The sequence below is a fragment of the Streptomyces sp. NPDC085946 genome, assembly GCF_044540485.1.
Taxonomy (GTDB): Bacteria; Actinomycetota; Actinomycetes; order Streptomycetales; family Streptomycetaceae; genus Streptomyces.
The window spans coordinates 343276-355681 of the sequence record NZ_JBITSF010000004.1 but is presented as its reverse complement, the minus strand read 5'-3'; the positions used below and the strand labels follow the sequence as shown (position 1 = coordinate 355681).

At 74.1% G+C, this 12406-nt stretch carries 8 protein-coding genes; 2 read left to right on the top strand and 6 right to left on the bottom strand.

Translation table 11 applies throughout. The features are described 5' to 3' along the window. Positions 1-16: 16 nt before the first annotated feature. Both ACIF8T_RS11660 and ACIF8T_RS11655 read left to right on the top strand, forming a co-directional pair. Entirely contained in the window at positions 17-1378 is a 1362-nt protein-coding gene (locus ACIF8T_RS11660) for a cytochrome (protein WP_400033939.1), read from the top strand. A 121-nt stretch (positions 1379-1499) separates the two neighbouring features. Next, complete coding sequence (locus ACIF8T_RS11655; protein WP_400033701.1) at positions 1500-3053, top strand: MFS transporter; 1554 nt, start codon at positions 1500-1502, stop codon at positions 3051-3053. Positions 3054-3106: 53 nt separating this feature from the next. On the opposite strand, the gene ACIF8T_RS11650 is transcribed toward ACIF8T_RS11655, so the two are convergent. The 6 genes from ACIF8T_RS11650 to ACIF8T_RS11625 form a co-directional block, all read right to left on the bottom strand. After that, positions 3107-4741 carry a cellulase family glycosylhydrolase gene (locus ACIF8T_RS11650; protein ID WP_400033699.1) on the bottom strand — a complete coding sequence of 545 codons (1635 nt, stop codon included), beginning with the start codon at positions 4739-4741 and terminating at the stop codon, positions 3107-3109. Positions 4742-4764: 23 nt separating this feature from the next. Further along, positions 4765-5850 (bottom strand): GDSL-type esterase/lipase family protein, encoded by a 1086-nt coding sequence (locus tag ACIF8T_RS11645; RefSeq protein WP_400033697.1) that lies wholly within the window; start codon positions 5848-5850, stop codon positions 4765-4767. A gap of 180 nt (positions 5851-6030) precedes the next feature. Next, positions 6031-8940, bottom strand: coding sequence for an ATP-binding protein (locus tag ACIF8T_RS11640; RefSeq protein ID WP_400033695.1), 2910 nt, complete (start codon positions 8938-8940; stop codon positions 6031-6033). A gap of 186 nt (positions 8941-9126) precedes the next feature. Next, positions 9127-10152, bottom strand: a complete 1026-nt coding sequence (locus tag ACIF8T_RS11635; RefSeq protein ID WP_400033693.1) for a (-)-alpha-amorphene synthase — start codon at positions 10150-10152, stop codon at positions 9127-9129. Between the two features lie 27 nt (positions 10153-10179). Beyond that, positions 10180-11586: a cytochrome P450 gene (locus ACIF8T_RS11630; protein ID WP_400033691.1), complete on the bottom strand. Its 1407-nt coding sequence runs from the start codon at positions 11584-11586 to the stop codon at positions 10180-10182. Positions 11587-11895: 309 nt separating this feature from the next. Next, on the bottom strand, positions 11896-12369 hold the full coding sequence (locus tag ACIF8T_RS11625; protein ID WP_400033689.1) for an SRPBCC domain-containing protein: 474 nt from the start codon (positions 12367-12369) through the stop codon (positions 11896-11898). Positions 12370-12406: the final 37 nt, after the last annotated feature.

Here is a 12406-nt window from a genome sequence, read left to right as displayed (position 1 = left end):
CATCCGGTTGGAGACGATGACTCCCGAACCGCTGCTGACCCGGGACTACGAGGCGCGCCCCGCGCTGGTGTACGAGCGGCTCAGGGAGCGGCACGGTCCGGTCGCGCCGGTCGACCTGCTGGGCGTGCCCGCCTGGCTGGTGCTCGGCTACCGCGAGGCCCTGGAGGTGCTCCAGGACGACGACGCCTGGCCCAAGGGCCTGGAGAACTGGCGGGCCCGCACGGAGGGCCGAATCCCGGCGGACTGGCCGCTGGGGCCGTCCCTGGAGGTCAACCACGTGCTGATCCAGGGCGGTCCCGGATACCGGCCGCTGCGGCAGGCGTGGGACGCGGCCCTCAAGCCCTTCCAGGACCCGCGCCACCCCCAGGCCAAGCGGCTGAGGACGGCCGTCACCGCCTACGCCGACGAACTGATCACGCTGCTGGAGGAAGGCGGCACCACCGGGGTGGCGGACCTCTCGGCCCAGTTCTCCCGGCCGCTGCCCCTGATGGTCGCCAGTCACCTGCTCGGCTTCCCCGGTTCGCAGGGCGACGACGCCCTGATGGACATGTGGCGGGTGCTGGACGCGGGCCCGGACGCCGAGCCCGCCCTGGAGCGGCTGCTGGCCGCCCTCGCGGAACTCGCCGCGGTGAAACTGCGGACGCCGGGCGACGACTTCCCCTCCCACCTGCTCGCCGCGCACCCGGACCTCTCGCTCGACGAACTCGCCCGTGAGCTCTTCATGCTGCTCGGCATGACCTCCGACCACGTCGGCATCCTCATCTCCAACACCGTGGTCGAGGTCGTCACGGGGGACGGCGGCGTGCGCGCCAGCCTCTCCGCCGGCATGGTCAGGGAGACGATGAACCGGGTCGTGATGCGCAAGCCGCCGCTGGTGAACTTCGTGCCGCGCTTCGCGGCGAAGGACACCCCGCTCGGGAACTACGTGATCCGGGAGGGCGACCCGGTGTGGGTCTCCGCCGCCGCCGCGCACGCCGACCCGCTGTTCGCCGGGCACGCGGCGTCGGGCACCACCATCAGCACCCGGGCGCACCTGTCCTGGGGCGCGGGCGGCCGCCAGTGCCCGGCGCGCGAACTGGCGTCCACGGTCGCGGCGGTCGGGGTGAGCCGCCTGTCCGAGCGGTTCGCCCACCTGGAACTCGCCCTCCCCGCCGACCAACTGCCCTGGCGGTCCTCGCCGTTCATGCGCGGTCTGCGCTCGCTGCCCGTGCGGTACGCGCTCGCCCCGGCGCCCGCGCGGCCGGCGGAGGACGGGACCGCCGCCGCGCAGGCGCAGTCCGCGCCGGAGCCGGCCGGGCCGGCGGTGCCGGACCCGTCCGCCCGGCAGCGCTCGTCGCTGTGGCGCTACCTCACGGGGCTGATCCGCACCGGCCGCTGACCCGCGCCGCGGCCCCGGGAGCCGGCATCGGCAGCGTGCCGTGCGGCACCGCCGCCCGAGTGGTGGGCCCCGGACGGCGGGCGTACGGTCGAACGGTGTTCCCCCGAAAGGGTGATACCGCATGAGCAGCAGCCCGCGGCCGACCTCCGCAGCGCGGACCGCCACCCGGGAAGCCGGCGGAGGGGGGAGCGCGATGGCCCTGCTGGTCATCGCCTCCTGCCAGCTGATGGTGGTCCTCGACATCACCATCGTGAACATCGCGCTGCCGGACATCCAGCGGTCCCTGGACTTCTCCACCACCGGCCTGTCCTGGGTGGTCAACGCCTACACCCTGACCTTCGGCGGCCTGCTGCTGCTCGGCGGCCGGGCCGGCGACATCCTCGGCAGACGGCGGGTGTTCGTCTTCGGCGTGCTGCTGTTCGTGCTCGCCTCCCTGCTCGGCGGCCTCGCCCAGGACGAAGGGCAACTGCTGGCCGCCCGCGCCCTGCAGGGCGTCGGCGGCGCCATCGCCTCACCGACGGCCCTGGCGCTGATCAGCACGACCTTCCCCGAGGGCCCGGAACGCAACCGGGCCTTCGGGGTCTTCGCGGCCGTCTCCGCCGGCGGCGGCGCGATCGGGCTGCTCGCGGGCGGGATGCTCGTCGAGTGGCTGAACTGGCGCTGGGTGCTGTTCGTCAACGTCCCGATCGGGCTGCTCATCGCCGTGGCCACCCCCCGCTGGATCAAGGAGTCCGAACGCCACCCGGGCCGCTTCGACATCGCCGGCGCGCTGACCTCGACCATCGGCATGGTGCTGCTGGTGTACGGCTTCATCCGGGCCGCCCAGGACGGCTGGCGGGACCCGCTGACCCTGACCTCGTTCGCCGCGGCCGTCGTCGTCCTCGCGGCCTTCGTGCTGATCGAGCGGCGCTCCCGGCAGCCGATCACCCCGCTGCACATGTTCGCCGACCGCAACCGCGCGGGCACGTACGGCATCATGCTGTGCCTGTCCGCCGCGATCTTCGGCATGTTCTTCTTCCTCACGCTCTTCGTGCAGAACGTGCTGGACTTCAGCCCGTTGCAGGCCGGGCTCGCCTTCCTGCCGGTCAGCGTGGTCATCGCGATCGGCGCCGGACTGGCCTCCCGGTTCCTGCCCGTCCACGGGCCCAAGCCCTTCATGGTGCTGGGCGCGATCCTCGCGGCGGCGGGCCTGGCCTGGCTGACCCTGACCGACGTCCACTCCACCTACGCGGGCAGCGTCCTCGGCCCGATGCTCGTCTTCAGCCTCGGCATGGGCATGGAGTTCGTCTCGCTGACCCTGATGGCGCTCTCGAACGTCTCCACGGAGGAGACCGGCGCGGCCTCCGGGCTCCTCAACGCCATGCAGCAGGTCGGCGGCTCCCTCGGCCTGTCCATCCTGGTCACGACGTTCGGCACGGCCAGCGCCAACGAGGCCGGGAAACAGATCCCGCGCTTCCTGGCGCAGGCGACCCCGGCCGAGCGGCTGAGCTTCCGGCGGACCGGGGAGCTGCCGGGGCGCTGGGGCGACGAGGTCCTGACCGCCGGGGTGTCCGCCGCCTTCATCACGGCCGCGATCTTCACGATCGTCGCCGCGCTGATCGCCGTGGTCGCCATCCAGGTGCGCCCCTCCGACCTCCGGCGCCTGCGGGGCGGGACGGCACCCGGCCCAGGGTGACGCGGTGCCGGCCAGCCCGGGGAACGGCGGTCCCCCGGCCGGCCGGCGTGCGCTCATCCCGCCGTGCAGGCCGAGCCGTTGAGCGTGAACGCGCCCGGGTGGGGGTTCGCCGCGCCCTTGGTGGCCGTGAAGCCGAGCGTGACGGAGCCCGCCGCGGGGATCGCCGCGGTGTACGGCGCGGAGGTGACGGTGACGTCGGCGCCGCTCTGCGTGGCCGTGCCGCCCCACAGGTTGCTGACGCGCTGGGAGTCCGGGAAGGTCCAGCGCAGCGTCCAGCCGTTGATCGCCGAGCCGCCGGTGTTGCGCAGCACGATCTCGCCCTGGAACCCGCCGGGCCACTCGCCGGTCACCCGGTAGCCGACCGCGCAGGCGGCCGACGTCCCGCCGGACGCGGTCGTGACCGCCACCGTGCCGGAGCGCGGCGAGCGGTTGCCGGCGGCGTCGCGGGCGTACACGGCGAAGGTGTACGAGGTGGCCGGGGCGAGGCCGGTGAGGGTGGCGGAGGTGCCGGTCGTGGTGGTGACGGCGGTCTCCGTGCCGCCGGCGACCCGCACGACGTCGTAGCCGGTGACGCCGACCGCGTCGGTGGAGGCGGCCCAGGCCAGGGTGACGGACGAGGAGGTCACGCCCGAGGCGGCCGGGGCGCCGGGCGCGGTCGGGGCGGTGGTGTCGCCGCCGCCCCCGGAGGAGTAGACGTCGGCCTCCTCGGAGGTCGCCGCGATGCCGTTCGCCCCGTTGAAGAGCCGCTGACCCCAGGAGGTGAGCCGGTTCGGGTCGAAGTTCGTGACCATGTCGAGGTACTCGACCCCGCCGCCGTTGCCGCTCCAGGACCAGCCGAGGTAGCCGAGGCCGAGCTGCTGGGTGACGGCCAGGATGGCGTCCTCGTCCGGGTTGCCGTCCGAGTGGTCGTGGCCGAACTCGCCTACCACGATCGGCAGCTTCGCGGTGACGAAGCGGTTCAGGTAGTCGCTGACCTCGGCGGCGGTGTCGAAGACCCCGTACATGTGGATGGAGAAGACCGTGTTGCGGTCCGGGTCGGCCGCGAACACCGAGGCCGCGTTGTCGCGCATGGTGAACGCCCAGTCCTGGCCCCAGTTGGGGGCGTCCACCATGATCGTGTGGTCGAACCCGGCGCCCCGCAGCTTCTGGATCGCCGCCTTGGTGTCGGCGGTCCAGGCCGTGTAGTTCGTGTTGCCGTACGGCTCGTTGCCGATGTTGACGATGACGTAGTCCTCCTGGCCCGTCAGGGCGCTCTGCACGCCGATCCAGTAGTCGGCGGCCCGGGAGAGGGTCGCGGCGCCGCTCTGCTCGCCGTAGCCCGTGGTGTCGTGCACCTCCAGGACGCAGATCAGCCGGTTCTGCTTGCACTGCGCGACGACGTTCGCCACGTCGGCGGTGTCGTTGCGGGTCCAGCGGTCACCGCTGGAGAGGACCACGCGGACGGTGTTGGCGCCCTTGGCCTTGATGTGGGCGAGGGAGCTGATGCGGTCCGGGTACCAGGTGTGCGCGTGGTTGACGCCGCGCATCACGAAGTCGTTGCCGGACGCCTCCAGCAGCCGGCCGTTCTCGACGCGGAAGCCGACGGGCGCCGCGTGGGCCGGGGTGCCGAACGCGAACAGCGGCAGGAGGAGACCCAGCAGGGCGGCCGCGACGGCGGCCGCGCGGGGGACGGCGGTACGGGATTTCATGGCGGCTCCAGTGGGTGAGGGGTTCAGGAGGCCGTGCAGGTGACGGTCGCCGACGGGGTCCCGGTCCCGGCCGGGGCGTCGGCGAGGAAGCCGAAGACGGCGCCGGCACCGGGCGCCAGGGCGCCGTTCCACGCCGCGCTGGCGACGGTGACCGTGCCGTCGGCGGCGGTGGTGTGCGAGCCGTTCCAGACCTGGGTGAGGCGCGCGCCGCCGGCCGGTACGACGGTCGCGGTCCAGCGGGTGACCGGGGAGGCGGACGTGTTGGTCACCGTCACCTCGCCCTGGTAGCCGCCCTGCCAGGCGGAGACGGCCCGGAAGGAGGCGGTGCAGGCGGGGTCGCCGCCGCCCGGGTCACCGGGACCGCCGGGCTCGGTCGCGTCGAGGAGCGCGGTGAGGGCCGGGAACCAGCGGGCGGCGATCTTCTCGTCGCCGGAGGCGTCGGGGTGGACGCCGTCGTAGGTGTCGGCGGCCGTGCTGAAGCCCGTCCACTGGTCGACCACGGTCACGGGCGAACGGTCGGTGCTCGTCGCCCGGGCCCAGCCGGGGATCCGCGCGTTGAGGTCGACGACCCGTTGCGCGCAGGCCGCGCAGGTGCCCGGGTTCATCGGGATCAGCTGGGCGACCAGGATCCTCATGTCCGGGTTGCTGTCCCGCATCTGCCCGACCAGTTTGGTGTAGGCGGCGAGGATGCGGTCGGGGGGCAGCGCGCTCCAGACGTCGTTCGTGCCGAAGTGCATGACAACGATGTCCGGGCGGGTCGCGGCCAGCCGGGCGGGCAGCAGGTTCCGGTCGGCCACGTCCGTGACCAGTTCGCCGCCGTGGCCCTCGTTGTCGCCGTCGTGCGGGCGGCCGCAGCCCTGGTGGCTGAGCGTGCCCACGAAGTCGGCGCCGGTGTACCCGGCGCTCTGCAGCCGCTCCCAGAGCAGCGCCCGCCAGCAGCCCGGCGAGCCGGTGATCGAGTCGCCGAGCGGCATGACCCGTACCGGGTCCGCCGCGGACGCGGCCGAGGCGCGCGGGGCGCCGGTCAGGCCGAGGGGCACGAGCAGGGCGGCCAGCAGGCCGAGGAGCGGGAGAAGCCGTAAGGGCGGTGAGTGACGGGTGCCGCGCATGGTGTTCCCTTCCCTGGAGGACGTGGGAGCGCTCCCATGGAGACATCAAGCCACCGTTGTCATTTACGCGTCAAGACGTTGGAACGGGCTGTTCGGTCCGGCCCAGGTGGGAGGGGCGCAGAGGCGCGGGGGAGGCGGGGCGCCCCGGCTCCCCGTCGGAGCGGAGGCGCCCGCCGGGTCTCACCCCCGCGGCCGCGGGAAGGTCTCCAGGGCGTCCGCCAGACCGGCGGCGTCCGTGCCGATCTTGCGGTAGACGGAGGAGAGCAACTGGCGCACGCCCTGCTCGGTGAGGTGCAGGTCCTTCGCGACCACCGACGCCGCGTGCCCCTGGGCGCTCATCTCGGCGGCCCGCCGCTCGTGCGCGGTGAGCGTGTCCGTCTGCCCGTAGCGCAGCGGCAGCGGACGCAGCCCCGCCGCCGACAGCTCGCACCTGGCCCGCGCCGCCAGGGCCTCGGCGCCGCAGTGCACCGCGCCCTCCAGCCCCTGGTAGAGCCGGTCGGCGGCCTCCGCCAGCCGGCTGTGGCGGGACAGCGCGGCGCCGTGCCCGACCAGCGCGCGGGCCAGCTCGTACGAGGCCGGCGACCGCTCCAGGTGCTCGACGGCCTCCGCGTGCAGGGCGAGCGCCGCCGGTCCGCCGGTCACCTCGGCCAGGGTGTGCAGCGCCTGGCCGATCGCGGAGGGCGCGCCGAAGCCCCGGGCCCGTTCGACGGCCTCCCGCGCGTGACGCGCCGCCAGGTCCGGAGCGGTGCGGGCGAGCGCGTCGGCCAGCTTCAGCTGCCAGGGGCACCAGGCCGGATTGCGCCAGGCCCGTCCCTCCAGCCACTGCCCGACCTCGGACAGCAGCGTGGCCGCCTCCTCGTACCGCTCCTCGGCCAGCAGCAGCTCGGCGTACACGGTGCGGGGGTCGGGATAGACGACGGCGTTGGGCACCGTCCGCCCGTACCGGTAGGCGTCGGCGAGCTCCCGCGCCTCGGCCGTGCGCCCCCGGGCCAGCAGGGTCTGGACGAGGATGCCGACGGCGTACCACTGGGCGGGCACCGCCCCCTCCACCCGGTCGGCGATGCGCAGCCCCTCCCGGACCAGCTCCTCGGCCTCCGCCAGGCATCCGCGGCGGTAGCGGATGTACCCGGCCAGGGTCTGTCCGAACGCCAGGTGGGAGCCGCGCCACCCCTTGCTCTCGCACTCGGCCAGTCCGGCCGAGAACAGCTCCTCGGCGCGGCGCGGCCGGTCGCCGTACATGAACACCAGCGCGACCGAGACCGGCACCTCGAAGCCCCGGTTCTCGTGGGTCCAGCTCAGCCCGCCGCGCAGGGCCCGCGCGGCGTACCCGAGGGCCGTCCGGCGCGGCTCGCCGCACATCATGGCGTCCCAGGCCCGCAGCCCCAGGATGTGGCGCTCCTCCAGGCTGCGGCCGCTCAGGCGCCCGGCCAGCCGCGCCAGCGCGCGCGAGCGGCCGGGCGAGTCGGGCTCGTCGGTGCGGAACGAGCTCCACACGAAGTGGTCGGCCTGCATGCGCAGCTTGATCCGGGCGTTGGGGGTCCGCTGCGCCTCGTCGGCGGCCACCCGCGCGGCCTCGGCCATCCGGTCGGTGTGCGCCAGCGCCTGGGTCAGCCGGTACACCAGGGAGGCGCGCAGCTCCGGCTCGATCCCGGGTTCCGTCAGAGCCTCCTCGAGGTGGGTGACGGTGGCCCTGGGGTCGATGAGGAACGTCGAACAGGCCAGTTCGTGCAGGAGCTCGGCGCGTTCCTCGGGCAGGGGCGGCTCCTGCAGCGCCCGGCCCAGCAGGCGCCGGGCCGCCTCCGGCGCACCGGCGCGCAGGTACTCCCGCGCGGCCTCCCGCAGGCACGCCACCGCCTCGGACCGGCCCTCGCAGGGCACCTCCAGCAGGTGCCGGGCGGCGGCCGTGGCGCCGAGCCCGGCCGCGCGGACGGCGTCCGCGGCCCGGCCGTGCATGCCTTCCCGCAGGCCCGTGGGAATGGACCGGTAGATCGTGGTGGCGATCAGCGGATGGACGAACCGGAGGGCGCGGCCCGGGCCGTCGCCGTCGGCCAGGATCCGGGCGGCCCGCAGCCTCTCGGCCGCCTCGGCGGCCGTCTCGCTGCCGATCACCGCGATGGCCGCGGCGAGGTCCGGCGAGACGGACTCGCCGAGGACGGCCGCGGCGTAGGCGAAGCGGACGGTGGCCGGGCCGAATCCGTGCAGCCGCTCGATCAGCCCGGGGCCCTTGACCGCCGCGGCCAGGTTCCGCATCGCGGGCAGCTCCTCCCGGGTGCCCTTGAGCCGGCGTTCGCCGAGCCGGATGGCGAGTTCGACCGCCTCGAACGGGCTTCCCCCGGTGACCGTCCAGCACTCGTCGCAGAACCCGTCCTCGGCGTCCTCGCCCACTTCGTCCCGGACGATGCGCGCCACGCCCTCGGCGCTGAGCGGCGCGAGCCTGTAGGGGCGGGCCCCGAGACCCGACACCAGCGCCCCGAACCCGGCGGCCTCCTGCGGCAGTTCGTCCGGCCGGTACGCCACCACCACGAGCAGGGGCAGGTCCGCGACCCGGGGAGCGAAGGAGGCGAGCCAGCCGAGCGACTCGACGTCGGCCCAGTGCAGGTCGTCCACGAGCAGCACGACCGGCGCCTTCTTCAGCGCGAGGCGGGTCACCACCCAGTCCAGGCCGTCGCGGACCCCGGTGGGGTCCGGGGTGTGGGCGGTGTCCATCGCCTCCAGGCCGAGCGCGGCGGCGACGATGTCGTACCAGCTGCCGAGGAAGCCGCGCAGCCGCTCGCCGTCCATCGTCGCCAGGGGCGGCTGGACGAGCTGGCGCACCACGCGGAACGCCAGTTCCCGCTCCTTCTCGCCGCCCCGGCCCGACAGGACCGTGAAGCCCTGCGAGGCGGCGCGGGCGCGGGCCTCCGTGAGCAGGGCCGTCTTGCCCATGCCCGCGGGGCCGGTGAAGGCGAGCAGCCCGCCGCGCGCGGCCTGCGGAGCGCCGCCGGCGGTACGGCGCAGCCGGGCCATCGCGGCGTCGAGCGCGCGCAGTTCCCGTTGCCGCTCGATCAACGGCCGGTGCTCGGTGGGCGATTGCCGCAGCTCGGTGGCCATGTACCGTGTCCTGTCGCTCGGCCGGCGGGAGGCAGCGCCGAGCGTACGCCCGCCGGGCGGGCGGGGGCCGGAATCGACAGCGAGTACGGCAAGGATGAGTGAACCACCCGCTGGGGCGGCTTAGCGCGCCCGCCTTCCGGGTAGCGTCGTTCGAATGTCCCTTCTCCGTCGGCCCGGTGGCGACCGTCAGTCCGGTGACGACGGGGCCGCCGCGTCCGCGTAGCGGGGGACGGTGCGCGACCAGTGGTAGCAGCCGCGGATCCAGCCGGCCATGCCCTCCACGTAGCCGGCGGCCGCTTCGCTCATCCCGGGTCCGGCCTCCCTCCGCAGTTGCTCGAACTCGGCGATCGTGGCGTTGATCCGCCGGACGGCGAGGACCACGGCCTCGGGCAGGGAGCAGCCGTGGGCGCGCTGATGGGCGAGGGCCAGGTTGATCAGACCGCCCGCGCGCTGCTCCTTCACCGCGGAGAAGAGGTCGGGGATCCACACCGCCGCGTCGGCGGACAGCCGGGTCAGGCGCCGCATGACCGGGTGATACAGCTCCTCGGGCGTCAGTTCCCGGGACTGCGCGGCCTCGCACAGCGGGTAGAAGGGCTCGACCCCCGCGATCAGGGCGCGTACCGAGGCGCACATCTCGATGCCCACGTCGGGGGAGTGGGCCTGGACCACCGCCTCGTGGAGCAGGCCGTGCACGTACTCGCGGCCGTACCACGCCCACCGCGCCGCCTGGGCGGGGGTGCACCGCTGCCGGACCTGCCGCTGCAGGTCGGCCAGCGCCGCCCCGAGCGGGGTGGCGGGCGGTGCGCCGTCCCGCAGGATGCCGATGCTCTCGGACAGCATGGGCAGCAGCGCGCCCGGGCAGCGGCGGCCGGTCTCCTCCGCCCGGTCGTCGAAGACGAACTGGTACGCGATCTGGTGGGCGACGATCTGCAGCAGGTCGGCCGGCATCGCCGGGCTGTTGTACGCGGCGAGCTCGGCCGGCCGGGTGCGGGCGATCATCTCCGCCACGGCGGGGTCGTCGGTCAGCCCCCACCGGCGCAGCCACGCGTCGACGCCCGTCGCGACCTCGGCCAGGTGGGGACTGCAGCGGAAGGGGAAGGGCACGTGGAGCGTGGCCTCGATCAGCTCCTTGAGGCTGGAGGCCGCGCCGGGGTGCGGGGCGCTGGTCGCGCGGTCCGCGTGCGTCGTCGTCGGCACCGTGTCACCTGCCATTCGCCGGTCGTGCTCCGGAGATCGCGGTCATGGGGATGCGAGCGAGCCCGCGCGGCTCCCGCCGGCCGGCACGCCTGGACGCGGTTCGCAGGCCATCACCAGTGACCTGGGGCCCAGGGTGGCGCCGGGGCGTTCCCGCGGGACGCGGCCGGGAAGGTGGCGCAGCCGCCAGCGGGAGGCGACCGTCGCGAGGGCCACCGTGGTCTCCACCATGGAGAACGCGTCCCCGATGCACTTCCGGCCGCCCGCGGAGAACGGGATCATCGCGCCCTGCGGCCCGGCGGCGTCCTCCGACAGCCAGCGTTCGGGCCGGAAGCGGTCGGCGTCGGGGAACGACGCCTCGTCGTGGTGCAGCAGGTAGGGGCTGTACAGGACGGTGGTGCCCCGGGGCAGACGGCGTCCGGCGAACTCGGTGTCCGTCGTGGTGACGCGGGTGAAGAGCCAGCCGGGCGGCGAGTGGCGCAGCGTCTCGTTGACGACGCACCGGGTGTAGACGAGGCGGGGCAGGTCCTCGGGGCCGGGCCGCCGGCCGCCGGCGAGGACGGCGTCGACCTCCGCGTGCAGGCGGCGCTCCGCCTCCGGATGCCGGGCCAGCAGGCTGAAGGCGGAGGCCAGGCACATGGAGGGGCTCTCGGACCCGGTGAGCAGGAGCGAGACGAGCTGGTCGTGCACCTCCCGCTCGGTGACCGCCGGTTCGGTGCCGTCCCCGCGGGTGGCCTCCAGCAGGGTGCCGAGCAGGTCGTCCCGGCCGGGGCCCCGGCGGCGCTCGGCGATCACCGCGTCGATGATCGTGTGGACGCGGCCGACGGCGTGCCGGTAGCGGTGGTTGGCGGGCGTGGGGAGCCGGAACAGGGCGTCGACCGGCACGACCGTGCGCACGAACAGCCCGCGGACGATGGCGGCGAGACAGTGCCGCACCTCGGCGGCGGTCGCCGCGTCGAGCGAGTCGGAGAGCAGGACGCGGCTGACCACCCGTGTCGTGAAGCCCAGCATGGCCGCGCTGACGTCGACCCGCTGCCCGGCCCGCCAGTCGCGGCACGCCGACGCGGCCTCCTCGGCCATCAGGTCCGTGTGACCGGCGACGCCGGCGGGGCGGAAGGGGGGTTGCAGCATCCTGCGCTGCCGCCGGTGCCGGGCGTGCGGGCACGTGACGACGCCGTCGCCCATGAGCGCCCGGAGCCGTTCGTACTGCGGGCCCCCCTTGTCGAAGGTGCGCGTGTCCCGCAGCATCCGCTGGACCAGGTCGGGGTGGCACACCATCCAGGCGCGCTGGGGGCCCAGGCGTATCTCGACCAGATCGCCGCGCGCGGGCAAAGACTTCAGAAACGCGAGCGGGTGACGGAACAAGGCGATACCGTGACCGAAGAACGGGAATATGCCTGGAGCAGTGCCCACGGTCCAATTTCGGTCCGGTCCGTAAACGGAGCCGTTCATCGAATACCACCTGCCTCGGTCGTCACAGGGAATGCGGCGGAATGCCACCGACTTGGCGCTCGCACCATCTCCTGCCCAAGTCGAACCCGCGGCCGTTGCGACGAACCCTTTCTTCGCGGGGGCGCACGGGAGCACGGAGGGGCAGCAAGGGAATCGCCGCGGCGGTGCACGACCGACGGTCCTTCCCCGGTGTCACTCCAGGGACTTCCGTGTTCCTTTTCTCCGCATTCCCCGCTCCCCGGTCGGACCCGATGAAAAGCGGTGGAGAAAAGCGCGCCGACGCGAAAAGCCCGGCGCGCGGTATTCCGGTTACGAGGAACGTTCCTTCGCCTCGACGTACATGGCCAGGTTCGTCAGGGCCAGGCGCGTGCCCGTCTCGTTGTCCGCGGCGGGCACCGCGTCGGGGACGCCCTCGTGGACGACCGTGACGCGGGTGCCGCCGTCCTCGGCGTCGGCGAGGGTGGTCGTCATCGTCATCGTGCCGCGCAGCGCGGGGTCGTCGGTCTCGAACTCCAGCACCTCCACCACCTGTTCGTCCGGCACCAGCTTCGCGAAGTGCCCGCGGTAGGTGTCGGTGCGCGCGGCCGACTTGCCCGTCCCGGCCGGCGTGTCGTACGTGAGCGAGATGCGGAACCTGCCCCCTTCGCGCACGTCGAACTCGTGCACCCGGCTGCTCATCCCGGGCGGCACCCGCCACTGGGAGATCGCCTCCGGGCTCACGAGCACCTGGTAGACGGCCGAGCGAGGGGCGTTGACATGACCGGAGACCTGCGTCGTGTACATGCAACCCACCCTAGGACGCGGGCGCTCCGGCCGTCGG